At 42.0% G+C, this 23700-nt stretch carries 23 protein-coding genes; 17 read left to right on the top strand and 6 right to left on the bottom strand.

All coding sequences use genetic code 11. From position 1 onward, the window contains the following. Positions 1 to 49: 49 nt before the first annotated feature. The 13 genes from O3616_RS00115 (at position 50) to O3616_RS00055 (ending at position 10610) form a co-directional block, all read left to right on the top strand. Positions 50 to 835, top strand: coding sequence for an enoyl-CoA hydratase (locus O3616_RS00115; protein WP_371637761.1), 786 nt, complete (start codon positions 50 to 52; stop codon positions 833 to 835). A gap of 93 nt (positions 836 to 928) precedes the next feature. Then, on the top strand, positions 929 to 1363 hold the full coding sequence (locus O3616_RS00110) for a MarR family winged helix-turn-helix transcriptional regulator (RefSeq protein ID WP_000386355.1): 435 nt from the start codon (positions 929 to 931) through the stop codon (positions 1361 to 1363). Next, positions 1363 to 2337, top strand: a complete 975-nt coding sequence (locus tag O3616_RS00105) for a beta-ketoacyl-ACP synthase III (RefSeq protein WP_371637759.1) — start codon at positions 1363 to 1365, stop codon at positions 2335 to 2337. The genes O3616_RS00110 and O3616_RS00105 overlap by 1 nt, the downstream gene beginning before the upstream one ends. Positions 2338 to 2396: 59 nt before the next feature. Next, positions 2397 to 2621 (top strand): acyl carrier protein, encoded by a 225-nt coding sequence (locus O3616_RS00100; RefSeq protein WP_000257838.1) that lies wholly within the window; start codon positions 2397 to 2399, stop codon positions 2619 to 2621. A 116-nt stretch (positions 2622 to 2737) separates the two neighbouring features. Continuing rightward, positions 2738 to 3712 (top strand): enoyl-[acyl-carrier-protein] reductase FabK, encoded by a 975-nt coding sequence (fabK, locus tag O3616_RS00095; protein ID WP_049500269.1) that lies wholly within the window; start codon positions 2738 to 2740, stop codon positions 3710 to 3712. Beyond that, positions 3705 to 4628, top strand: coding sequence for an ACP S-malonyltransferase (gene fabD / locus O3616_RS00090; RefSeq protein WP_371637758.1), 924 nt, complete (start codon positions 3705 to 3707; stop codon positions 4626 to 4628). Before fabK ends, fabD begins: the two co-directional genes overlap by 8 nt. A gap of 40 nt (positions 4629 to 4668) precedes the next feature. After that, on the top strand, positions 4669 to 5400 hold the full coding sequence (fabG, locus tag O3616_RS00085) for a 3-oxoacyl-[acyl-carrier-protein] reductase (RefSeq protein ID WP_001176198.1): 732 nt from the start codon (positions 4669 to 4671) through the stop codon (positions 5398 to 5400). 21 nt (positions 5401 to 5421) lie between these two features. Further along, complete coding sequence (fabF, locus tag O3616_RS00080; RefSeq protein ID WP_371637757.1) at positions 5422 to 6657, top strand: beta-ketoacyl-ACP synthase II; 1236 nt, start codon at positions 5422 to 5424, stop codon at positions 6655 to 6657. A gap of 2 nt (positions 6658 to 6659) precedes the next feature. After that, a complete protein-coding gene (gene accB / locus O3616_RS00075; protein ID WP_001052238.1) occupies positions 6660 to 7145 on the top strand; it encodes an acetyl-CoA carboxylase biotin carboxyl carrier protein in 486 nt (161 codons plus the stop codon). After that, positions 7142 to 7564, top strand: a complete 423-nt coding sequence (gene fabZ, locus O3616_RS00070; protein ID WP_000565512.1) for a 3-hydroxyacyl-ACP dehydratase FabZ — start codon at positions 7142 to 7144, stop codon at positions 7562 to 7564. The genes accB and fabZ overlap by 4 nt, the downstream gene beginning before the upstream one ends. Before the next feature lie 11 nt (positions 7565 to 7575). After that, positions 7576 to 8943 carry an acetyl-CoA carboxylase biotin carboxylase subunit gene (gene accC / locus O3616_RS00065; RefSeq protein WP_371637756.1) on the top strand — a complete coding sequence of 456 codons (1368 nt, stop codon included), beginning with the start codon at positions 7576 to 7578 and terminating at the stop codon, positions 8941 to 8943. 36 nt (positions 8944 to 8979) lie between these two features. Beyond that, positions 8980 to 9846: an acetyl-CoA carboxylase, carboxyltransferase subunit beta gene (gene accD / locus O3616_RS00060; RefSeq protein ID WP_049552715.1), complete on the top strand. Its 867-nt coding sequence runs from the start codon at positions 8980 to 8982 to the stop codon at positions 9844 to 9846. Beyond that, on the top strand, positions 9843 to 10610 hold the full coding sequence (locus O3616_RS00055) for an acetyl-CoA carboxylase carboxyl transferase subunit alpha (RefSeq protein ID WP_371637755.1): 768 nt from the start codon (positions 9843 to 9845) through the stop codon (positions 10608 to 10610). Before accD ends, O3616_RS00055 begins: the two co-directional genes overlap by 4 nt. Positions 10611 to 10724: 114 nt before the next feature. Here O3616_RS00055 and nusB read toward each other — a convergent pair whose 3' ends face one another. The 6 genes from nusB to gatC all read right to left on the bottom strand — a co-directional run bounded on the left by nusB (position 10725) and on the right by gatC (position 15455). After that, positions 10725 to 11150 (bottom strand): transcription antitermination factor NusB, encoded by a 426-nt coding sequence (gene nusB / locus O3616_RS00050; protein ID WP_000203638.1) that lies wholly within the window; start codon positions 11148 to 11150, stop codon positions 10725 to 10727. Beyond that, the gene (locus O3616_RS00045) at positions 11143 to 11532 is read right to left on the bottom strand and encodes an Asp23/Gls24 family envelope stress response protein (protein WP_000510575.1); all 390 of its coding nucleotides are present in this window, start codon (positions 11530 to 11532) and stop codon (positions 11143 to 11145) included. The genes nusB and O3616_RS00045 overlap by 8 nt, the downstream gene beginning before the upstream one ends. 21 nt (positions 11533 to 11553) lie before the next feature. Continuing rightward, positions 11554 to 12114, bottom strand: a complete 561-nt coding sequence (gene efp, locus O3616_RS00040) for an elongation factor P (RefSeq protein ID WP_000568643.1) — start codon at positions 12112 to 12114, stop codon at positions 11554 to 11556. Between the two features lie 130 nt (positions 12115 to 12244). After that, the gene (gene gatB / locus O3616_RS00035) at positions 12245 to 13687 is read right to left on the bottom strand and encodes an Asp-tRNA(Asn)/Glu-tRNA(Gln) amidotransferase subunit GatB (RefSeq protein ID WP_070479852.1); all 1443 of its coding nucleotides are present in this window, start codon (positions 13685 to 13687) and stop codon (positions 12245 to 12247) included. Beyond that, a complete protein-coding gene (gatA, locus tag O3616_RS00030) occupies positions 13687 to 15153 on the bottom strand; it encodes an Asp-tRNA(Asn)/Glu-tRNA(Gln) amidotransferase subunit GatA (RefSeq protein ID WP_371637754.1) in 1467 nt (488 codons plus the stop codon). Before gatA ends, gatB begins: the two co-directional genes overlap by 1 nt. Next, on the bottom strand, positions 15153 to 15455 hold the full coding sequence (gene gatC / locus O3616_RS00025; RefSeq protein ID WP_049532119.1) for an Asp-tRNA(Asn)/Glu-tRNA(Gln) amidotransferase subunit GatC: 303 nt from the start codon (positions 15453 to 15455) through the stop codon (positions 15153 to 15155). Before gatC ends, gatA begins: the two co-directional genes overlap by 1 nt. 387 nt (positions 15456 to 15842) lie before the next feature. On the opposite strand from gatC, the gene O3616_RS00020 reads away from it, so the two are divergent. From O3616_RS00020 to O3616_RS00005, 4 genes are all read left to right on the top strand, one after another. Then, complete coding sequence (locus O3616_RS00020) at positions 15843 to 16535, top strand: TIGR02206 family membrane protein (protein WP_371637753.1); 693 nt, start codon at positions 15843 to 15845, stop codon at positions 16533 to 16535. Between the two features lie 143 nt (positions 16536 to 16678). Beyond that, complete coding sequence (locus tag O3616_RS00015; protein ID WP_371637751.1) at positions 16679 to 18223, top strand: peptide chain release factor 3; 1545 nt, start codon at positions 16679 to 16681, stop codon at positions 18221 to 18223. A gap of 10 nt (positions 18224 to 18233) precedes the next feature. After that, the gene (locus O3616_RS00010; RefSeq protein WP_371637750.1) at positions 18234 to 18401 is read left to right on the top strand and encodes a hypothetical protein; all 168 of its coding nucleotides are present in this window, start codon (positions 18234 to 18236) and stop codon (positions 18399 to 18401) included. A gap of 779 nt (positions 18402 to 19180) precedes the next feature. Next, positions 19181 to 23700, top strand: a 4520-nt coding sequence (locus tag O3616_RS00005) for an accessory Sec-dependent serine-rich glycoprotein adhesin (protein ID WP_371637749.1), incomplete at its 3' end; no start/stop codon positions are given.

The raw sequence follows: 23700 nt of genomic DNA, 5'->3' as shown, positions 1-23700 counted from the left end.
TGATAATAAAATAACTTAACTTGCTTATAAAAATAAAAAAGGAGTCCAGATGGAACATATTATTTATCAGATTGAAGAGGATTTGGCAATTATTACTTTAAACCGTCCTGATGTCGCTAATGGTTTCCATATTCCTATGTGTGAGGAGATTTTAGAAGCCTTGACTATGGCGGAAGAGGATTCAGCTGTGCATTTTATCTTGATCAATGCGAATGGCAAAGTCTTCTCAGTTGGAGGAGATTTAGTAGAGATGAAGCGGGCAGTGGATGAGGATGATATTCCATCATTGACGAAAATTGCAGAACTAGTCAATGCTATTTCTTATAAAATCAAGCAAATTGCAAAGCCTGTTTTGATGGAGGTTGATGGGGCTGTTGCAGGTGCTGCAGCGAATATGGCTGTTGCCGCAGATTTCTGTTTAGCGACCGATAAGGCTAAATTTATCCAAGCCTTTGTTGGAGTTGGCTTGGCTCCAGATGCAGGAGGAATTCATCTCTTGAGTCGCAGTATTGGTGTGACACGTGCTACTCAACTAGCCATGACAGGAGAGGCTTTGACAGCAGAAAAAGCTCTGGAGTGGGGTGTGGTTTACCGTATTTCTGAAGCTGATAAGTTAGAAAAAACCAGAGAACAGCTTCTTAAAAAATTGAGACGAGGTTCAGCTAATTCCTATGCTGCCATCAAGAAGTTGGTTTGGGAAAGCCAATTTAAAGATTGGCAAGATTATGCTACTTTAGAACTGAACCTACAGGAATCACTAGCCCAAACGGAGGATTTTAAAGAAGGAGTTCGGGCTCATTCGGAAAGAAGACGACCTAAATTTACAGGAAAATAAAAAAATACTTGCACCATTCTTTGAACTTTGATATAATTCTTTTGTCAAATGTTTTGATTCTAAAAGTTTTTTTGAAAAGGAGGGAAGGAAAGATTGGACTACCAACGAATTAATGAATATTTAACGTCTATATTTAACAATGTCCTCGTTATTGAGGAAGTTAGCTTGAGGGGTAGTCGTTTCAAGGATATCTCCATCAAAGAAATGCATACGATTGATGTGATTGGAAAAGTTCCAGATGTGACACCAAGTCAAGTGTCAAAAGAGTTGATGGTGACTCTTGGGACAGTTACGACTAGTTTGAATAATCTCGAACGTAAGGGTTACATTGAACGCATTCGTTCAGAACATGATCGACGTGTGGTACATCTGCATTTGACAAAGAAAGGTCGCTTGGTTCATAGACTACATAAACGCTTCCACAAGGCCATGGTTGAAAAAATCATTGATGGTATGAGTAAGCAAGAAATTGAGGTTATGAGCAAAGGTTTGACCAATCTTTATCAATTTTTGGAGGATTTGAGATAATGGCTTTTGCAAAAATAAGCCAGGTTGCTCATTATGTGCCAGAGCAAGTGGTTACAAATCATGATTTGGCTCAGATTATGGATACCAATGATGAGTGGATTTCAAGTCGGACGGGAATACGACAAAGGCATATTTCAAGAACAGAATCTACTAGTGATTTGGCTACAGAGGTTGCTAAGAAACTGATGGAAAAAGCTGAAATCACAGGAGAGGAGTTGGATTTTATCATCCTAGCTACCATTACTCCAGATTCTATGATGCCCTCTACAGCTGCTCGTGTTCAAGCTAATATTGGTGCTAATAAGGCCTTTGCTTTTGACCTAACAGCAGCTTGCAGTGGATTTGTATTTGCTCTTTCAACTGCTGAAAAGTTTATCGCTTCTGGTCGCTTTCAAAAAGGCTTGGTGATTGGTAGTGAGACCCTCTCAAAAGCAGTCGATTGGTCAGACCGATCAACAGCTGTTTTGTTTGGAGATGGTGCTGGTGGTGTCTTGTTAGAAGCTAGCGAGCAAGAGCATTTCTTGGCAGAGAGTCTCAATAGTGATGGGAGTCGTAGCGAGTGTCTAACTTATGGACATTCAGGCTTGCATTCTCCGTTTTCAGATCAAGAAAGTGCAGATTCATTTTTGAAGATGGATGGGCGTGCAGTCTTTGATTTTGCTATTCGGGACGTAGCCAAGTCTATCAAGCAGACTATTGATGAATCTCCTATAGAGGCGACAGACTTGGATTATCTGCTACTTCATCAGGCTAATGACCGTATTTTGGATAAAATGGCTAGAAAAATCGGTGTTAACCGAGCTAAACTTCCAGCCAATATGATGGAATATGGCAATACCAGTGCAGCCAGTATCCCGATTTTACTTTCAGAGTGTGTAGAACAAGGCCTCATCCGTTTAGATGGTAGCCAGACTGTTCTACTATCAGGCTTCGGTGGAGGCTTGACATGGGGCACGCTCATTCTTACAATTTAGGTAATCATGTGGTGAACACATTGTTATAAAAAAACTATTTATTTTAAAGGAGTCCTATCATGGCAGTATTTGAAAAAGTACAAGAAATTATCGTTGAAGAACTTGGAAAAGATGCATCAGAAGTAACACTTGAATCAACTTTTGATGACTTGGATGCAGATTCATTGGACTTGTTCCAAGTAATCTCAGAGATCGAAGATGCTTTTGATATCCAAATCGAAGCAGAAGATGACTTGAAAACAGTTGGTGACTTGGTTGCCTATGTTGAAGAGCAAACAAAATAAACAGAATATAAATAGAAGGAGTAGGGAAACCCGCTCCCTCTTGTTTAGGCAATAGTTTGATTGTCAAATTATGACGGTATCGAACTATTACGTAAGCAAGAAATGATGGAGGCACTATGAAAACGCGTATTACAGAATTATTGAACATTGATTATCCTATTTTCCAAGGAGGAATGGCCTGGGTTGCTGATGGTGATTTGGCAGGAGCTGTTTCCAAGGCTGGAGGACTAGGGATTATCGGTGGGGGGAATGCCCCTAAAGAAGTTGTCAAGGCAAATATTGATAAAATCAAATCATTGACTGATAAACCCTTTGGTGTCAACATTATGCTTTTGTCTCCCTTTGTGGAAGATATTGTAGACCTCGTTATCGAGGAAGGGGTTAAGGTAGTTACAACAGGCGCAGGAAATCCAAGCAAATACATGGAACGTTTCCATGAAGCTGGTATTACAGTTATTCCCGTTGTTCCAAGTGTTGCCCTAGCTAAACGCATGGAAAAAATCGGTGCGGACGCTGTTATTGCAGAAGGAATGGAAGCTGGGGGACACATTGGGAAATTAACAACCATGACCTTAGTGCGCCAGGTAGCTGCAGCTGTATCTATTCCTGTCATTGCTGCAGGAGGGATTGCAGATGGTGAAGGTGCTGCGGCTGGCTTTATGCTAGGTGCAGAGGCTATTCAGGTTGGAACTCGTTTTGTCGTTGCAAAAGAGTCTAATGCTCATCCAAATTACAAGGCGAAAATTTTAAAAGCTAGAGATATTGATACTACGATTTCAGCTCAACACTTTGGACATGCTGTTCGTGCGATTAAAAATCAGTTGACTCGTGATTTTGAACAAGCTGAAAAAGATGCTTTTAAACAAGAAAATCCAGATTTGGAAATTTTTGAACAAATGGGAGCGGGTGCTCTAGCCAAAGCGGTTGTTCACGGAGATGTGGATGGTGGATCTGTTATGGCAGGTCAAATTGCAGGCCTTGTTTCCAAAGAAGAAACCGTTGAAGAAATCCTAAAAGATTTGTATTACGGAGCAGCTAAGAAAATTCAAGAAGAAGCCTCTCGTTGGGCAGGAGTTGTAAGAAATGACTAAAACAGCCTTTTTATTTGCTGGTCAAGGTGCCCAGTATCTAGGTATGGGCCATGATCTCTATGATCACTACCCTATTGTCAAAGAAACGATTGATCAAGCGAGTCAGGTGCTTGGTTACGATTTGCGTCATCTCATTGATAGGGAAGAAGAAAAACTCAATCAGACTCGCTATACGCAACCAGCCATTCTAGCGACATCGGTTGCTATTTATCGTTTATTGCAAGAAAAGGGCTATCAGCCTGATATGGTTGCTGGTTTGTCTCTTGGAGAATATTCTGCCTTGGTGGCCAGTGGCGCCTTGGATTTTGAAGATGCGGTAGCCTTGGTTGCTAAGCGTGGCGCCTATATGGAAGAAGCGGCTCCTGCTGGCTCTGGTAAGATGGTCGCAGTTCTCAATACGCCAGTAGAGGTCATTGAAGAAGTCTGTCAAAAAGCTTCTGAACTTGGAGTGGTTACCCCAGCCAACTATAATACACCTGCACAAATCGTGATTGGTGGAGAAGTGATTGCAGTTGATCGAGCTGTTGAACTCTTGCAAGAAGCAGGTGCCAAACGCTTGATTCCTCTCAAGGTTTCAGGTCCCTTTCATACTGCTCTCCTTGAGCCTGCTAGCCAGAAACTAGCTGAAACTCTAGCTCAGGTAAGTTTTTCAGATTTCACTTGTCCCCTAGTCGGCAATACAGAAGCTGCAGTTATGAAAAAAGAAGACATTGCTCAACTTTTGACGCGTCAGGTCAAGGAGCCAGTTCGTTTCTATGAAAGTATTGCAGTTATGCAAGAAGCAGGTGTAACCAACTTTATCGAGATTGGTCCGGGGAAAGTCTTGTCAGGCTTTGTGAAAAAAATTGATAAGACAGCTAAACTAGCCAATGTTGAAGATCGGGCTAGTTTGGAAACTTTGCTAGAAAACAAGTAATCCCTTCTCCCATAAATACAAGAGGAAACAGGAGAAAAGAATGCAACTAAAAAATAAAAATATCTTTATTACAGGTTCGAGTCGTGGAATTGGTCTTGCCATCGCCCACAAGTTTGCTCAAGCAGGAGCCAATATTGTTTTAAACAGTCGTGGTGCAATTTCAGAAGAATTGCTCGCTGAGTTTTCAAACTATGGTGTCAAGGTGGTTCCTATATCAGGAGACGTGTCAGATTTTGCAGACGCTAAGCGTATGGTTGAGCAAGCTATTGCAGAGCTGGGTTCAGTAGATGTTTTGGTCAACAATGCAGGGATTACCCAAGATACCCTTATGCTTAAGATGACAGAAGCGGATTTTGAAAAAGTGCTCAAGGTTAACTTGACTGGTGCCTTTAACATGACACAATCAGTCTTGAAACCGATGATGAAAGCCAGAGAAGGTGCTATCATTAATATGTCTAGTGTTGTTGGTTTGATGGGAAATATTGGTCAAGCTAACTATGCAGCTTCTAAGGCTGGTTTGATTGGTTTTACCAAGTCTGTGGCGCGTGAAGTGGCCAATCGCAATATCAGGGTTAATGCTATTGCACCTGGAATGATTGAATCCGATATGACAGCGGTCCTATCAGACAAGGTAAAAGATGCTATGCTGGCGCAAATTCCTATGAAAGAATTTGGGCAGGCAGAGCAGGTTGCAGATTTAACAGTATTTTTAGCAGGCCAAGATTATCTAACTGGTCAAGTGGTTGCCATTGATGGTGGCTTAAGTATGTAGCAGAAGCTAGAGGTAAAAAAGATGAAACTAAATCGCGTAGTAGTAACAGGTTATGGAGTAACATCTCCAATCGGAAATACACCAGAAGAATTTTGGAATAGTTTGACAACTGGAAAAATCGGAATTGGTCCAATTACGAAATTTGATCATAGTGAATTTGATGTGCATAATGCAGCAGAAATCCAAGATTTTCCTTTTGATAAATACTTTGTTAAGAAAGATACCAATCGTTTCGATAACTATTCTTTGTATGCCTTGTACGCAGCCCAAGAAGCCGTTAATCATGCCAATTTAGATGTAGAGGCTCTTGACAAGGATCGTTTTGGTGTTATCGTTGCCTCTGGTATTGGTGGAATCAAAGAAATTGAAGATCAAGTGCTTCGCCTAAATGACAAAGGACCAAAACGTGTGAAACCATTGACCCTTCCAAAAGCCTTGCCAAATATGGCTTCAGGAAATGTTGCTATGCGTTTTGGAGCAAACGGTGTTTGTAAATCTATCAATACTGCCTGCGCTTCATCAAATGATGCGATTGGGGATGCCTTCCGCTCCATTAAGTTTGGTTTCCAAGACGTTATGTTGGTAGGTGGTTCAGAAGCCTCTATCACACCTTTTGCTATTGCTGGTTTCCAAGCCCTAACTGCTCTCTCAACTACAGAGGACCCAACTCGTGCTTCCATTCCATTTGATAAGGACCGTAATGGTTTTGTCATGGGTGAAGGTTCTGGGATGTTGGTTCTTGAAAGCCTTGAACACGCTGAAAAACGTGGGGCTACTATCCTTGCTGAAGTGGTTGGTTACGGAAATACTTGTGATGCCTACCATATGACTTCTCCTCATCCAGAAGGTCAGGGAGCTATCAAGGCCATCAAACTAGCCTTGGAAGAAGCTGAGATTTCTCCAGAGCAAGTAGCCTATGTCAATGCTCACGGAACGTCAACTCCTGCTAATGAAAAAGGAGAAAGTGGTGCTATCGTAGCTGTTCTTGGTAAGGAAGTACCTGTATCATCAACTAAGTCATTCACAGGCCATTTGCTAGGAGCTGCAGGTGCGGTAGAAGCTATCGTCACAATCGAAGCTATGCGTCATAACTTTGTACCAATGACAGCTGGAACAAGTGAAGTATCAGATTATATCGAAGCCAATGTCGTTTATGGACAAGGCTTGGAGCAAGAAATTCCATACGCTATTTCAAATACTTTTGGTTTTGGTGGCCACAATGCAGTTCTTGCTTTCAAACGTTGGGAGAATAAATAACTATGAATTTAAACGATATTAAAGACTTGATGGCCCAATTTGACCAGTCAAGTTTGAGAGAATTTTCTTATAGAAATGGGACGGATGAGTTACAGTTTAGCAAGAATGAAGCTAGACTTGTGCCTGAAGTTGCACCTCAGGTCGCTCCTGCGCCTGCTGTAGCAACACCAAGTCCAGTAGCTTCAACATCTGCTCCAGTAGAAACTGTAGTGGAAGAAGTTCCTGCTTCAGTTGAAGCAAGTGTAGCTGCTGAGGGAGATGTTGTAGAGAGCCCACTTGTTGGGGTGGCTTACTTGGCTGCTGGACCTGATAAACCTGCCTTCGTTTCAGTTGGTGATAGTGTCAAAAAAGGTCAAACATTAGTGATTATCGAAGCCATGAAAGTCATGAATGAAATTCCAGCACCTAAGGATGGTGTGGTAACGGAAATTCTCGTTTCTAACGAAGAAATGGTTGAGTTTGGTAAAGGATTGGTACGTATCAAATGATTGATATTCAAGGAATCAAAGAAGCTCTTCCCCACCGTTATCCTATGCTCCTAGTAGACCGTGTCTTGGAAGTGAGCGAGGATACTATTGTTGCCATCAAAAATGTGACCATTAATGAGCCCTTCTTTAACGGCCATTTTCCTCAATACCCTGTTATGCCAGGTGTTCTAATCATGGAAGCCTTGGCGCAAACTGCTGGTGTCTTGGAGTTGTCAAAACCTGAAAATAAAGGAAAACTAGTCTTTTACGCTGGTATGGACAAGGTCAAGTTTAAGAAGCAAGTTGTACCAGGTGACCAATTAGTTATGACGGCAACGTTTGTAAAACGTCGCGGTAGCATTGCCGTGGTTGAAGCAAAGGCTGAAGTGGATGGCAAGCTTGCAGCCAGTGGTACTCTTACCTTTGCAATAGGGAACTAAGGAGGTTCTCCATGTTTCGAAAAATTTTAATTGCCAATCGTGGTGAAATTGCGGTTCGTATTATCCGTGCGGCGCGTGAATTGGGCATTGCAACGGTGGCGGTTTATTCAACTGCTGATAAGGAAGCTCTTCATACGCTTTTGGCAGATGAAGCAGTTTGTATTGGCCCTGGTAAGCCAACAGAGTCTTATCTCAATATTAATGCGGTTCTATCAGCTGCAGTCTTGACTGAGGCGGAAGCCATTCACCCCGGTTTTGGATTTCTCAGTGAAAATTCCAAATTTGCAACCATGTGTGAAGAGGTAGGTATTAAGTTTATCGGCCCATCTGGTCATGTCATGGATATGATGGGGGATAAGATTAATGCGCGTGCTCAGATGATTAAAGCAGGTGTGCCAGTTATTCCAGGTTCGGATGGAGAAGTGCATAATTCTGAAGAAGCTTTGATTGTTGCTGAAAAAATTGGCTACCCTGTTATGCTCAAGGCTTCAGCAGGTGGAGGTGGTAAAGGGATTCGTAAGGTTGAAAAACCAGAAGACCTCGTTTCAGCCTTTGAAACTGCCTCTAGTGAAGCCAAGGTCAATTATGGCAATGGTGCCATGTATATAGAACGAGTTATCTATCCAGCTCGTCACATTGAGGTTCAAATCCTAGGAGATGAGCATGGACATGTGATTCACTTGGGGGAACGGGATTGTTCTCTTCAACGGAATAACCAAAAGATTTTGGAAGAAAGTCCTTCGATTGCAATCGGAAAAACACTGCGCCATGAAATTGGCGCTGCCGCTGTTCGAGCTGCAGAGTCTGTTGGTTATGAAAATGCAGGGACCATTGAGTTTCTTCTTGATGAAGCCAGTGGCAAATTCTATTTCATGGAAATGAATACTCGTGTTCAGGTGGAACATCCAGTAACAGAATTTGTTTCAGGTGTGGATATCGTTAAGGAACAGATTCGCATTGCGGCAGGTCAGCCCCTGTCTGTTAAGCAAGAAGATATTGTCCTAAGAGGACATGCCATCGAGTGTCGTATCAATGCAGAAAATCCAGCCTTTAACTTTGCTCCAAGTCCAGGTAAGATTACCAATCTCTATCTGCCAAGTGGTGGAGTTGGCTTGCGCGTGGATTCAGCAGTTTATCCAGGTTATACCATTCCGCCTTATTATGATAGTATGATTGCCAAAATCATCGTTCACGGTGAAAATCGTTTTGATGCCTTGATGAAAATGCAACGTGCCCTCTATGAACTAGAGATAGAGGGGGTTCAGACCAATGCAGATTTCCAGCTTGACCTCATTTCAGATCGCAATGTTATTGCTGGGGATTACGACACTTCTTTCTTGATGGAAACATTTTTACCTAAATATCAAGAAAAAGAATAAAATGACTTTAAGAGTTTAAACCGAAAAGGGGAATCAATGGCTCTATTTAGTAAAAAAGATAAGTATATTCGAATCAATCCCAATCGTTCGGTTAGGGAAAAACCTCAAGCCAAGCCAGAGGTTCCAGATGAATTATTCTCCCAGTGTCCAGGCTGTAAGCATACCATTTATCAGAAGGATCTGGGAAGTGAGCGTATCTGTCCGCACTGTAGTTACACCTTTCGTATTTCTGCCCAAGAACGCTTGGCTCTGACGATTGATATGGGGACTTTCAAGGAATTATTTACGGGGATTGAAAGCAAGGATCCCTTGCATTTCCCTGGTTATCAAAAGAAACTAGCAACTATGCGTGAAAAAACAGGTCTGGATGAAGCCGTTGTGACAGGAACAGCTCTTATAAAAGGTCAGACTGTGGCTCTTGGGATTATGGATTCCAACTTTATCATGGCTTCTATGGGTACAGTTGTAGGTGAAAAAATCACTCGATTATTTGAATATGCGACTGTTGAAAAATTGCCAGTTGTTCTTTTCACAGCATCTGGTGGAGCCCGTATGCAGGAAGGAATCATGAGTCTCATGCAGATGGCCAAGATCTCTGCAGCGGTTAAACGCCATTCAAATGCTGGTCTCTTTTATCTGACCATTTTGACAGATCCAACGACAGGTGGTGTGACAGCTTCTTTCGCTATGGAAGGCGATATCATTCTAGCAGAACCACAGAGTTTAGTCGGTTTTGCTGGGCGTCGTGTGATTGAAAATACGGTTCGTGAAAGCTTACCTGAGGATTTCCAAAAGGCAGAATTCCTATTGGAACATGGCTTTGTGGATGCTATTGTCAAAAGAAGAGATTTGCCAGATACGATTGCTAGCCTAGTCAGATTGCATGGAGGGTGTCCTAGATGAATATTGCAAAAATAGTCAGAGAAGCGCGTGAGCAGAGTCGCTTGACAACCTTGGACTTTGCGACAGGCATTTTTGATGAATTTATCCAATTACACGGTGACCGTTCTTTTCGTGATGATGGTGCAATTGTCGGTGGTATTGGCTGGCTTGGAGATCAAGCTGTCACAGTGGTTGGTATCCAAAAAGGCAAGAGCTTGCAAGACAACCTCAAACGGAATTTTGGACAACCACATCCAGAAGGCTATCGCAAGGCCCTACGGTTGATGAAACAAGCTGAAAAATTTGGCCGTCCAGTTGTGACATTTATCAATACAGCAGGTGCCTATCCTGGTGTGGGAGCGGAAGAACGCGGTCAAGGAGAAGCTATCGCTCGCAATCTCATGGAAATGAGTGACCTGAAAGTTCCGATTATCGCCATCATTATAGGTGAAGGTGGTTCAGGTGGGGCTCTGGCTCTAGCAGTCGCAGACCGTGTTTGGATGCTGGAAAATTCCATCTATGCCATTCTCAGTCCAGAAGGCTTTGCTTCTATTCTTTGGAAGGACGGAACTCGTGCCATGGAAGCGGCAGAGCTGATGAAAATCACTTCTCATGAACTGCTAGAAATGGACGTGGTGGACAAGGTGATTTCTGAAGCAGGACTTTCTAGCAAAGAATTAATTAAGAATGTCAAAAAAGAACTCCAAGCTGAGCTAGCTAGACTTTCGCAAAAACCGTTAGAAGCGTTGTTGGAAGAACGCTATCAACGATTTAGAAAATACTAATACCTCAGAATACGCAAAAACTAGAACTGGCAGTCAGTTCTAGTTTTTATGTGGTTCTTACTCTGTATCAAGGGGAAAGTCAAAAGGTGCCTGGAAGACCAAACACCTTTTCGATTATTCATTTTCTTCAGTTACAAATTGACTAAGCAGTCCATTGATAAAACGGGCTGATTTTTGATCTGAAAAATTCTTAGCAAGTTCAATAGCTTCATTGACTGCTACCAGCTGAGGTGTATCAAATGATGTGATTTCAAAGATACCCAAGCGTAGTAAGTTTTTTTCGACCAAGGTCAATCGTTCAACTGTCCAGCCTGACTTGAGGTGCTGGTTGATTTGTTTATCCAACTCGTCTTTTTGAGCTTGAACGCCAGAAACCAAGTTTAGAAGAAAGGCAGGGATTTGCACATCTGCATCTTCACGGTCATGCGTGTAGGCAAAGTGACAAGCTGTTTCCATATCTGTGCCGAATTCAAGGCTCATAAGAGCTTGAAAAGCGCATTTACGAAGTTCGCGTCTAGATTCTAATAATGGACTAGTCATTGAGGAAGTCCTCGTTAAATAAATCTTTCAACTCAGGTTTTGGTGTTTTATCTGGAACGATTCCTGCAACATGGATGTTGACAGCAGCAAGTTCCACATCAGCCATATCACGAACAGCATCTTTGACTGCTTTTTGAATAGCAAGAGCAACTTTTGGTACTTTCACACCGTACTCAAGATAGAGATAGATGTCAGCAGTTAGTTCTTCGTTGCTTTCTTTTAAGTAGACGCCACGACCAAGAGAGAGTTTTGATAGGGTATCAGATACGGATTTATTTGAAAATGAGTGGACACCATCAACTTTAGCGGTTGCGATGGCAATGATTTTTTCAAGTACACGTGGAGCGATAACGATTTCGCCAAATTGTTCTTCAATTCCCATAGAATGACCTCTTTCTAGAGATTAGGCACGAGAAACGTAAGTTCCTTCTGCAGTGTTGATGATCAATTTTTGTCCAGCTTCGATAAAGTCTGGAACGTTGACAACAAGTCCAGTTTCCATAGTCGCTGGTTTACCAGAACCTGTAACAGTAGCACCTTTGATAGATGGTTGTGTTTCAGCGACTGTCAATTCAACAGTAGTTGGTACAGTTACACCGATTACTTCAGTTCCGTAGAATTGGATTTTCACATCAGAGTTTTCAAGGATGTAAAGCAATTCATTTTCAACGTTTACGACTGGGATTTCGTATTGGTCGTAAGTTTCAGTGTTCATGAAGTAGGCAGTTTCATCCATTTTGTACAAGTATTGAGCTGGCACAGTTTCGATAATAGCTTGTTCGAATTTTTCTTCTGGACGGTAGCTTGTATCAAATGTAGAACCAGTACGGACATCACGCAATTTCATACGCATGATTGTGTTTCCTTTACCTGGTTTGTGGTGGCTAGCTTCCAAAACGCGGATCAATTTTCCGTCTGCAGTTTCAAATGTCATACCAGCTTTCAATTTGCTTGCTTCAATCATGTTTTTACCTCTTTAATAAATATTATTACTCTTTATTTTACCATAAAATCTTCTGGAAATAAAGCCAAAATAGTTATTGGGAGATGGTAGGAGCGAAAAAACCAACCTCAGGGCTGGTTTCTTTTATATATTAATCTTCTTTCAACTTCGCCAATTCTTGTGCAAGTAGTTTAAGGGCGACTTGTGGGTTGGCTTGGCCTTTGGTTGCTTTCATAAGGAAGCCTGTAAAGGCCTTATCTGCGTTACGTTTGCCTGACTTGAAGTCGGCAACAGCAGCTTCGTTATCGGCAAAGACTTGGTGGATGATTGGAATCAGGATTTCAGGATCTGAGATTTGAACCATACCTGCTTTTTCAACGTATTCACGCGCGCCTCCGCCATTTTTAGCTAGGTGGACAAAGACTTTCTTAGCAATCTTAGAAGAGATCGTGCCGTCTTCGATGATGGCAATCATTTCAACCAAGTTTTCTGGTGTTAATTCGATTTGTTCCAGTGTCTTGCCTTCTGCGTTCAAGAACTGAGCGACTTCCCCTTGGAGCCAGTTAGAGACTTGTTTTGCATCACCACCAAGAGCAACAGCTTTCTCAAAGAAGTCAGATGTGACTTTGTTAGCAGTCAACTGGCTAGCATCGTAGTCTGACAAGCCAAGGTCAGATACGTAGCGCGCACGGCGTTCTTTTGGAAACTCTGGCAACTCAGTCCGCATTTCCTCAATCCACTCGTCTGAGATTTCAAAGAGAGGTAGGTCTGGTTCTGGGAAGTAGCGGTAGTCAGCAGCGCCTTCCTTGACACGCATGAGGATAGTTGCTTTGTTAGCCTCATCGTAACGACGTGTTTCTTGGCGGATTTGACCACCTGAGCGAAGGATTTCAGCTTGACGTTGAACTTCGTATTCAAGACCTTTGCGAACGTTTGAGAAGGAGTTGAGGTTCTTCAACTCAGTTTTGGTACCGAATTTCTCTTGACCATACGGACGAAGAGAGATATTGGCATCCACACGCATAGAACCCTCTTCCATCTTAACGTCAGAAATGCCAGCGTACTGGATAACTTCCTTGAGGGCAGTTAGGTAAGCGTAGGCTTCTTCTGGCGAACGCATGTCAGCTTCAGATACAATCTCAATCAATGGCACCCCTTGGCGGTTGAGGTCAACATAAGAGTAGCCATCTGTACCGTGGGTGTTTTTACCAGCGTCTTCTTCTAGGTGAGCACGTTCGATACCGATTTTCTTAGTCGTACCGTCTTCTAGCTCGACTTCAATCCAGCCGTTATAACCGATTGGCTCATCAAACTGAGAAATTTGGTAGGCTTTTGGATTATCAGGGTAGAAGTAGTTTTTGCGGTCAAAGTGCATCTTTTTGTGGATGTCCATGTTGAGGGCAAGAGCAGCCTTGATACCGGCATCAACAACACCTTTATTGAGAACTGGCAGAACTCCTGGGAAAGACCAGTCAATCACATTTGTATTGGCATTTTGGTCATTTCCAAAGTGGGCAGAAGTGGGTGAGAAGATTTTTGAATTGGTGTTGAGCTCTACGTGGACTTCAAGTCCAATGACTGTTTCAAAGTTCATTAGTTATCACCTCCAAAAATCACGGGTTGTTGTTTGTGGTAGTCTGTTGTTGCTTCAAAAGCAGCAGCAACTTGGTAAATGGTTTCCTCAGAGTACTTAGGACCAATCAGTTGTAGACCGACAGGTAGACCTTGAGAGAATCCAGCAGGAATCGAAATCCCTGGAAGACCTGCCAAGTTGACTGGGATTGTCAAAAGGTCAGCCAAGTACATGGCAACTGGGTCGTGGTTAAGTGAGTCCAAGTCATAAGCAACACTTGGTGCAGTTGGTCCCAAAATCAAGTCGTAATCCGCGAAGACTTTTTCGAAATCTTGGATGATGAGGGTACGGACTTGACCAGCCTTCTTGTAGTAGGCATCGTAGTAACCTGATGAAAGACTGAATGTACCAAGCATGATACGGCGTTTAACCTCTTCGCCAAAACCTTGGCTACGGCTGTTTACATAGATTTCATCAAGGTTGGTCGCATCCTCTGCGCGGTAACCATAACGGATACCGTCAAAACGTTGCAAGTTTGATGAAGCTTCAGATGAAGCGATGATGTAGTAAACGGCAACACCGTATTTTGAGTGAGGAAGGCTGACTTCTTCAACGATGGCACCCAATTTTTCAAAGTGTTTGGCTGCATTCAGAATAGTTTCCTTAACCTCTGGGTCAATTCCTTCACCGAGGTATTCCTTAGGTAAAGCAATTTTCATGCCCTTGATGTCTTGACCAATTTTTGAAGTAAAGTCGGCAATGCGAACAGGGGCCGAAGTAGAGTCTTTGGCATCTTCGCTGGCAATAGCGTTGAGCAAGAGAGCACTTTCCTTAACAGTAGGAGCAAAAGGTCCAATCTGGTCTAATGAGCTACCAAAGGCAATGAGACCGAAACGTGAAACCGTTCCGTAGGTTGGTTTGAGACCAACGATCCCGTTGAAGGCGGCTGGTTGGCGGATAGAACCACCAGTATCAGAACCAAGTGACAAGCGGATTTGGCCTGAGGCTACAGCTGCGGCAGAACCGCTTGATGAACCACCAGGAACCTTGCTGTGGTCCCAAGCATTTTTAGTGGCACCATAGTGAGAAGTCTCACCTGAACCACCCATGGCAAATTCGTCCATGTTAGTTTTTCCTACGACAATCATGCCCTTGGCTTTTGCATTGGCAACGGCTGTTGCATCAAAGATTGGCTCATAGTTGTAGAGCATTTTTGAAGCAGCAGTTGTGAGGATACCGTCAGTAGAGATGTTATCCTTAACTGCAAGTGGAATTCCTGAAAGGACATTATCAGCGTCAATTCCAGCTTCATCAATAGCTTTAGCTTGAGCAAGAGCTTGGTCTTCAGCGATGGTAACAAAAGCGTTGATAACTGTCTCTCGAGACTTGATATCTTCAAGCGTTGCTTGTGTCAATTCAGTTGAAGAAATTTCCTTAGAGACAAGGAGGTTGTGCAAGTCTTCAATGGTTTTATTGTTGAAAGTCATTAGGCATCTCCTCCATCGTCTAGGATAGCTGGTACCTTGATATAGTAGTTGTCTTTTTCAGGTACGTTTTTAAACAAGCGATCACGGTCTGTTCCTTCTTCGGCCACATCAGGGCGGAGTACAGTCTTGCGGTCAGCCATGGTCGTAGTAGGTGCGACACCAGTTGTGTCAACTTCGCCCAGTAACTCAACCATGTCAACAATCTTAGACAAGGTAGTCGCAAAGGTGGCAGTTTCTTCTTCAGAGAATCTTAATTTTGAAAGATTGGCAACGTGTGTTACCTCTTCTTGCGTAATTTTCATCTTGTATCCTTTCGTGAAATGATGATTTTTAGTCTGTTCTATTTTACCATATTTTCCTATAAATAAGGGAAGGAAAGATGAAAAAAGACAGGTATAGGATGGAGAACGGGTTTTTGCAAGAGATAAAAAAATAGCCGTCCTAACTTTGGCGAGTTAACGAGCTATTTTTTAGTTATGTAATTACAGCCACCGTCTTAAATGGCTCTGTGGGGTGTTGTTGACGCAACACCTTTTTCTATATTCATTGTAACATTTATTTTAAAAATTGTAAGTGGAATTGTTCTACTTTAGCAGTGTCTGATATAAAATAGAAATTGAAAAATCGTGTTTAATTCGCTATAATGGTTAAACTAGAGAATAGAAAAAAATAAGAGTTAGGATAAGAATATGCTCCATCAATTTATCACCAGAACTCAGACGGTCCCTCCTCCCATTTCGCTTTTTTGGTATGGGGTTATGATGCTTGTCTTAGTACTTTGTATTTATGGATCACTTGCTTATCACAAGAATCCAAAATTTGTCCTCTTGTTTAAGGGAATTCAGATCCTCCAGCTACTAGCCTTATATAGTTGGTATGCTGGTTTTGGGATTCCCTTTTCTAATAGTCTCCCATTTTATCATTGCCGTTTAGCTATGTTTGCTGTGGTTTTCTTGCCTGATAAATGGAAAAGCAAGCAGTACTTTGCTCTCTTAGGAGCAAGTGGAGCGGTCTTTGCACTGGTTTACCCAGTTTTTGACCCCTATGACTTCCCTCATATCACCAGTTTTTCATTTTTGATTGGGCACTATGCTCTTTTGGTGAATTCCTTGGTCTACTTGATGAATCATTATGACAAGAGCCTGCTCAAGAAATATATGATTGTAGCCTATACCTTTATCCTCAATCTCTTTCTAGTTGGGGTTAATCAGGTGACTGGTGGGAATTATGGCTTGTTAAATAAGACACCTTTTATTCCTGATGCCCCCCTGTGGCTAAAGTACCTACTTGTGTCCGTCATCCTTTCACTGGCTCTGGTTCTTTTTGATATCTTGTTCAAAAAACGGTGGAAAAAGAGAAACCAGGTGAAATCAGTGCTCTAGCTAACTTTTTTCATCGGATGAGCAATTGAAAAACTACTCAAAATCCGATATAATGGAGTGTTGAAAGGAATGGTAAAATCCAATGTAAAAATCATTCTTAGCTATTGAAACAAGAAAAATAGAGAATCAAAGAAAGAGAACTTATGAATATTCAAGAAGAAATTAAGAAACGTCGTACCTTTGCCATCATCTCCCACCCGGACGCGGGGAAAACTACCATTACTGAGCAGTTGCTCTACTTTGGGGGCGAGATTCGTGAGGCTGGTACCGTAAAAGGGAAGAAAACAGGGACGTTTGCCAAGTCTGACTGGATGGATATCGAGAAGCAACGTGGGATTTCGGTGACTTCATCTGTTATGCAATTTGACTACGATGGTAAGCGCGTGAATATCCTAGACACACCAGGACATGAGGACTTCTCAGAAGACACCTATCGTACCTTGATGGCGGTGGATGCTGCGGTCATGGTTGTGGACTCTGCCAAGGGTATCGAGGCGCAAACCAAGAAATTGTTTGAGGTTGTGAAACACCGTGGGATTCCAGTCTTTACCTTTATGAACAAGTTGGACCGTGACGGTCGTGAGCCTTTGGATCTCTTGCAAGAATTGGAAGAAGTCTTGGGTATTGCAAGTTATCCGATGAACTGGCCAATCGGTATGGGGAAAGCCTTTGAAGGCTTGTATGACCTTTATAACCAACGCTTGGAACTTTATAAAGGGGATGAGCGTTTTGCCAGTCTTGAAGATGGGGACAAGCTTTTCGGCACCAATCCTTTCTACGAGCAAGTCAAGGATGATATTGAACTTTTAAATGAAGCTGGGAATGAGTTTTCAGAGGAAGCTATTCTGGCTGGAGAATTGACACCTGTCTTCTTCGGTTCAGCTTTGACAAACTTTGGTGTTCAAACCTTCCTTGAAACCTTCCTTAAGTTTGCTCCAGAACCACATGGTCACAAGAAAACAGATGGCGAAATTGTGGATCCTTACGACAAGGATTTCTCAGGATTTGTCTTTAAAATCCAAGCCAACATGGACCCTCGTCACCGTGACCGTATTGCCTTTGTCCGTATCGTATCAGGTGAATTTGAGCGTGGGATGAGTGTCAATCTGCCTCGTACTGGTAAGGGAGCTAAACTGTCAAATGTCACTCAGTTTATGGCGGAAAGTCGTGAGAATGTAACCAATGCCGTGGCGGGTGATATCATCGGGGTTTATGATACCGGTACTTATCAGGTTGGGGATACCTTGACAGTTGGAAAAAACAAGTTTGAATTTGAACCACTGCCAACCTTCACTCCTGAAATTTTCATGAAAGTTTCTGCTAAGAATGTCATGAAACAAAAATCCTTCCACAAGGGGATTGAGCAATTGGTGCAAGAAGGAGCCATTCAGCTTTATAAGAATTACCAAACAGGCGAGTATATGCTAGGCGCTGTAGGTCAACTCCAGTTTGAAGTCTTTAAGCACCGTATGGAAGGCGAGTACAATGCGGAAGTAGTCATGAGCCCAATGGGTAAAAAGACCGTTCGTTGGATTAAGCCTGAGGACTTGGATGAACGCATGTCGTCAAGTCGAAATATCTTGGCCAAAGACCGCTTTGACCAACCAGTCTTCCTCTTTGAAAACGACTTTGCTCTCCGTTGGTTTGCAGACAAGTATCCAGACATAGAGTTGGAAGAAAAAATGTAAATCGTTACAAATGACTAGCAACATAAAGTTGCTGTCATTTGACGGTAACCGCTATGGCGGCTTACCTAAACGCTTCACTAGGAAAAATCCACGAATATTATCGATTCGTGGATTTTTCCGTCGTAATAGTAAGAAAGTGACCTACCTGCCTGCCAAACTCCGTGTCGTAGTTCAGTAAATTAATTTGATTATGTAGCTATATAAGTAGAGAATGCCAAGTTTATATGGAACTTGGCTAGGCTCTCCACTAGTAAAGTTTTACGAATATTGTCGATTCGTAAAACTTTACGTCGTAACTGGTAGGAAGTAGTCTAGCTAACTGCCTCACTAACTGAGTTTTACAAATAGAATCGATTTGCCAAACTCCGTATCGTAGTGTAACAATCGGTTTACCTAAATGCTTTACTAGGAAAAATCCACGAATGGTATCAATTCGTGGGCTTTTCTGTCGTGACGGGGAGATAATGGCCTAGCTAACTAGAAAAAACATCAATAGAATGCCCATGATTATAACCTAATTGTGGGCATTTTTGATAGGAGTTACAGAGGAGAATCGAGTTGATTCGAAGCAATTTTTTATGAAAATCTATTGTCACAAGATGTACTTCGATAGTATGTTTTGCATTACATTATGAATTTATCAATGAAACATGAATAGTCAAGTTTTTATATTTTGTTTATATAATATGTTGAAAATCCGAACGTTATATACTTTTTACTACTAAAATACATTTAGTTATATATATTTTAAAAAGTTATTTGAGGCTTTTTATACAAAGGTATTAGATGTTGTTAGAGAACTTATAAATGGTTCGATATTTCAAAATATTTGAATGGTAATATTATATAAAAATATATCAAATTTCTTGACAAGCGTTTGCATTTAAAGTATACTTTAAAGGTATGATTAAAATAGGGTGGATTGTCCACTTTTGGTATGTAGGGAAAGGGTAAAACATGTTTTTTAGACGTCAAAAAGGTGAGTATAGAGAAACCGATCGAGTGACGCGGTATAAGTTAATCAAATCAGGAAAACATTGGTTGCGCGCTTCAACCTCTCTTTTTGGTTTGTTCAAGGTTTTGCGTGGTGGTGTAGATACGACGCAAGTCATGACTGAAGTAGTAGATGATAAAGTAAATTCTTCTATTACAGGTTTGGATATTATCAAGGGGCTTGCTGCCACAGGAGCTGTTTTAGGTGGTAGTGTTGCTACTCAAACAAAAGTATTTGCAAATGAAACAGTAGCCGTGGAAAAAACACTGGAAAATCCAGATCTTTTGGTTACAAATGATACAGTAGTTTTGGGTACGACATCTCTAAGTAACTCGGAAAATTCTGCTAGCTTGTCTACTTCTATAAGCGAAAGCGCTTCGATTTCAGAATCAGCTTCTACTAGCACCTCGGCTAGTACTTCAGCCAGCACCTCAGCAAGTGCTTCCGCTAGTACGTCAGTTAGTGCCTCAGCTAGCACATCATCTTCAGCCAGCGCTAGTGCTTCAGATTCTGCAAGTATGTCAACTAGTTTGAGTCAATCTGCTAGCCAAACAAGTAGCGTGTCAACATCTGTAGGAGCTTCCTCAGAAAAAACTGTATCTGAAATTCAAGATGAGAAGAAAGCATCGACTCAAAATGAATCAAAGGTTGACAAGATTGATTCATCAATTTTGAAGCCTGCTACTATTGAGTCGAACGCTGTTAAAACAAATTCAGATACAACAAGTTTAGTGGGAGCGACAGCTGCAACCTTGTCATCTGTAGAAGCCTCTGTAAAGAAAAATGAAGAAAATCGTAAGAAGTTAACCAAGCTTTCAGCTGAAATGGGTGAATACTTAGCGAAGGCTGCTGGTTTACCAAACACTGATTCTGCAATTACTAAGGTAAATGCAGCAGTGACAGCTATTGAAAAAGCCTTGGCAAATCCAACGAGTGACTGGACAGAGGTGGTGCAAAAAGCTACCTTGGCTCGTAATTCTATTGTCAATGCTGTTTTAAGAGCGCAATCAGGTGCGCGTGATGCTCGTAATGGGAAACCAATGTTGCGCGATGCTTCGCTTCGAGCGAGTTGGGCTCCTTCTCAGAGTGACGGGCGTATGCAGGTAAGTAGTCCAGGTGCTACTTTTGATAAGGCTACTGGTATCGCCACTTACACGATGAATGTTCAGGCTAATAGTGCTTTGAGCAATGTGGGTGTTAAGATAAATGTCGGCCGAGGTGGTCATGTCCAAAGTGCAACATTTAATGACAATCAGATGACTCCAACCTTTACTCAGGGTTCTGAAATTGTTTATAATTACAGACATGGACAAAATAGAAACTTAAACGGTACGATTGTAGTCAAAGTTAAATACGATAACAATGTGCCGACTGCGACTGTAGATATGCAGGTTCAGGTTAGCTCGGCACCTATCGGACAAAATACTCAAGGGAATGCTTCCACAGTTCAATCGGCAAGTGTTCCGACAGGGTATGCTGCATCAAAACCGACACCTGCACCTTCTGTAAATAAATCAGGTCCAATTATCCAGAATAATAATGGAACTCATTTTGATGTTTATAATGATGATTATTTCGTTCATAATCTTCCTATTTTAAAAAATGGAGCTAGTATCCGCCAATATGGAATTATCAAGCAGGATGCGATTCCTGGAGTCACTTATGGCGGACAATTGATGGGACAAGAAATAAATCGACCTAATCCGAGATATAATCCTTACGTTGCTGGTACTGGAAGCCCGTGGTTAAATCAAAAAGAGGAAATTAAAAATATTGGAACGGGTATTTCAGGTACTGTAGGTAACGGAGAGGCGTCCGCTGAGGTAGGAAAGACTTATAGTTATAGTATTGGTGCACTAGATTGGGGAAATAAATCATCTGAGACTACTCTTACCTACACCATCAAAGGTTTCAACGAACGCCATGATGTTCAAAGTGGTGATGTTGTTCAAGTTAAGGATTTGGAGCATTTAACACAGCAAGAAATTGCAGAAGTTTATAATAAATTTATTAATAATGCAACCAATAACCGTGATTTACTATCTAATCAAGACCTCGCTAAAAGAGGAGTAAACCCACAAGTAACTTCGGACGCAAATGGTACCGTATTAACCTTCCCAGGTACTAGAGCTAAGATTGAAGTTTCAACAAATGGTACGATCACAGTAACCTATCGTGATGGTACCACAAGTACTATCAATGCTGCCTTGGAAAAATACAATCCAATTGCTAAAGTACCGAAAGTCTATACCTATATTGGTGAGCAGGCTGGTGACTTGGCGGATGCAAGTAACTTTATCCAGCGTGCTAACGGTAAAGCATTCCCTAATGGAACAAATATCACTTGGAAACAAGGGGCAGGAATTGATACATCAGAGACAGGTTCTAAACAAGCAGTTGCCCACATCGAATATCCAAATGGTGGAAGCGAAGATGTTACTGTAGATTATGAAGTTCTGGCGACAATTAAGCCTAAAGATCCAGTAAATGATATTCAAGGAACACCACCTCATAAGGGAACAGTTTGGCATAATTATGTTGATAAAGAGGGAACTGCTGGATATCCAAGTGGTGCAAGCCAAGCTTGGAGTAAAGATGGTCAAGTAGTTTCTAGCTCGCCTATCAATACAAATGAGACAGGAAGAAATACCTACCAAGTGACCTTTACCTATCCGGTAGGTCGTATGGGGGAGAATGACTCTAATAAACTAAGTCATACAGTTGATGTTGTTCATGATGTCTATAAGTTTGAATCAAATCGTTCTTATATCTTTACTCAGAATAAGACAGATGACCCAACTTATAAAAAAGCTGTAGCAAATCCTAAAGAAGCGGTTACAAAAGTATCTGGAAGCCCAGATTTTAACACGACAAATACTAATTACAAGTGGGTTGATGGTGCGCCGTCACTCACTGAGGTCGGAATCTTTACTAAGGAAGTAGAAGTAGAACTACCTGCAGATTCAACGGGGGTCAGAGTTAAACAGAATGTCCCTGTTACTGTGAAAGTAAAGCCACAAGCCCCTGAAATTGCAGCTGATTCAGTGAATGAAAAAGGTGGTTTGCCAAATCGTTCGATTGTTGTAACGAATGTGACACCTGGAGCAACGGTTACTTTAACGATTGCAGGTCAAACAGTTAAAAAACAAGCAACAGGAACAAGTCTGACATTTGAACCGTCTGATTTGAAACCGGTCACAGATGCTAACAATGGTTTGTTGCCCACAGGAAATGTAACGGTTAAACAAGAGAAAGTTGTAACTTCTGCTGGAAGAACAGAGACTCTTACTTCTGCTACAACTACTAAGACCATTACTAAAGAAAATGTAGATCCAAAACCTGAATTTGAAATCTATGTCAAGAATGGTAGTAAGTGGGAAAAACTTTCTCCGAAAAATAATGTCCGTCCTGGCACGAGTGGATACGAGATTTTTGCCGGAGATGAAGTTAAAGTTGTCTTAAAAGGTTCAGATAATAGTGGTAAAATCAAAGAACTGAAGCTTTATGATGGTATTTCTGATAAAACTAGAATATTCCAAGATGGATATTCTTCGAATGATGGTGCGCCAGGATTCAAGAATACACCAACGAATGCTCCTGCTACTTTAGAGTATACAGCTTCTTATAATGCTAATCAGAAATATGATGATAAAAATAAATGGAATCTCGGAACCAAAGTTGTAGACTTGTCTGATAACGAAGCGCGCACTCCGACAGTAGTAGTTGCTCAAGGTAAATTGAATGTAAGATTCCCTGGTGTGAAGCCGTCAAGAGTCTTCCAAGTTAAACATCCAAACGCTCTGGATCAGCGTGAGAAAGATGAAATCTTGGCAGCTGTGAAAACAGCAAATCCAGAGACTGCAAATCGTATCAGTAGTTATTCTATTGCAGAAAATGGAACGGTGACCATCACTTATAAAGATGGAACGGTGAATACGGTAACGCCAGATATATCTGACTCTGATTACCGTGCATCAGTGTCTGCGTCGACAAGTGCAAGTCAAAGTGCCTCAGCATCGGCTTCAACAAGTGCGGTAGCCTCAGCTTCAGCATCGACTAGCGCAGTAGCAAGTGCTTCAGCGTCAACAAGTGCGGTGTCAAGTGCTTCAGCATCGACAAGTGCGGTAGCTTCAGCTTCAGCATCGACTAGCGCAGTAGCAAGTGCTTCAGCGTCAACTAGTGCAGTAGCAAGTGCCTCAGCATCTACTAGCGCAGTGGCTTCAGCCTCAGCATCGACAAGTGCAGTAGCCTCAGCCTCAGCGTCAACGAGTGCGGTGGCAAGTGCTTCAGCATCTACTAGCGCAGTGGCTTCAGCTTCAGCATCAACTAGCGCGGTAGCTTCAGCCTCAGCGTCAACCAGTGCAGTGGCTTCAGCTTCAGCGTCAACAAGTGCAGTAGCTTCAGCTTCAGCATCAACTAGCGCAGTGGCTTCAGCCTCAGCGTCAACAAGTGCGGTGGCAAGTGCTTCAGCGTCAACAAGTGC

The organism is Streptococcus sp. 27098_8_86, assembly GCF_041432595.1.
GTDB lineage: Bacteria > Bacillota > Bacilli > Lactobacillales > Streptococcaceae > Streptococcus > Streptococcus pneumoniae_F.
This window is presented reverse-complemented; position numbering and strand designations above follow the sequence as displayed.

Coding starts and splice junctions, on each gene's coding strand:
- nusB (WP_000203638.1), bottom strand. CDS start 11,150: ATGACTAGTCCATTATTAGAATCTAGACGCGAACTTCGTAAATGCGCT.
- fabZ (WP_000565512.1), top strand. CDS start 7,142: ATGATTGATATTCAAGGAATCAAAGAAGCTCTTCCCCACCGTTATCCT.
- O3616_RS00010 (WP_371637750.1), top strand. CDS start 18,234: ATGACTAGCAACATAAAGTTGCTGTCATTTGACGGTAACCGCTATGGC.
- fabK (WP_049500269.1), top strand. CDS start 2,738: ATGAAAACGCGTATTACAGAATTATTGAACATTGATTATCCTATTTTC.
- O3616_RS00100 (WP_000257838.1), top strand. CDS start 2,397: ATGGCAGTATTTGAAAAAGTACAAGAAATTATCGTTGAAGAACTTGGA.
- accC (WP_371637756.1), top strand. CDS start 7,576: ATGTTTCGAAAAATTTTAATTGCCAATCGTGGTGAAATTGCGGTTCGT.
- O3616_RS00045 (WP_000510575.1), bottom strand. CDS start 11,532: ATGGGAATTGAAGAACAATTTGGCGAAATCGTTATCGCTCCACGTGTA.
- fabF (WP_371637757.1), top strand. CDS start 5,422: ATGAAACTAAATCGCGTAGTAGTAACAGGTTATGGAGTAACATCTCCA.
- fabG (WP_001176198.1), top strand. CDS start 4,669: ATGCAACTAAAAAATAAAAATATCTTTATTACAGGTTCGAGTCGTGGA.
- gatB (WP_070479852.1), bottom strand. CDS start 13,687: ATGAACTTTGAAACAGTCATTGGACTTGAAGTCCACGTAGAGCTCAAC.
- O3616_RS00105 (WP_371637759.1), top strand. CDS start 1,363: ATGGCTTTTGCAAAAATAAGCCAGGTTGCTCATTATGTGCCAGAGCAA.
- accD (WP_049552715.1), top strand. CDS start 8,980: ATGGCTCTATTTAGTAAAAAAGATAAGTATATTCGAATCAATCCCAAT.
- accB (WP_001052238.1), top strand. CDS start 6,660: ATGAATTTAAACGATATTAAAGACTTGATGGCCCAATTTGACCAGTCA.
- fabD (WP_371637758.1), top strand. CDS start 3,705: ATGACTAAAACAGCCTTTTTATTTGCTGGTCAAGGTGCCCAGTATCTA.
- efp (WP_000568643.1), bottom strand. CDS start 12,114: ATGATTGAAGCAAGCAAATTGAAAGCTGGTATGACATTTGAAACTGCA.
- O3616_RS00055 (WP_371637755.1), top strand. CDS start 9,843: ATGAATATTGCAAAAATAGTCAGAGAAGCGCGTGAGCAGAGTCGCTTG.
- gatA (WP_371637754.1), bottom strand. CDS start 15,153: ATGACTTTCAACAATAAAACCATTGAAGACTTGCACAACCTCCTTGTC.
- O3616_RS00020 (WP_371637753.1), top strand. CDS start 15,843: ATGCTCCATCAATTTATCACCAGAACTCAGACGGTCCCTCCTCCCATT.
- O3616_RS00015 (WP_371637751.1), top strand. CDS start 16,679: ATGAATATTCAAGAAGAAATTAAGAAACGTCGTACCTTTGCCATCATC.
- O3616_RS00115 (WP_371637761.1), top strand. CDS start 50: ATGGAACATATTATTTATCAGATTGAAGAGGATTTGGCAATTATTACT.
- gatC (WP_049532119.1), bottom strand. CDS start 15,455: ATGAAAATTACGCAAGAAGAGGTAACACACGTTGCCAATCTTTCAAAA.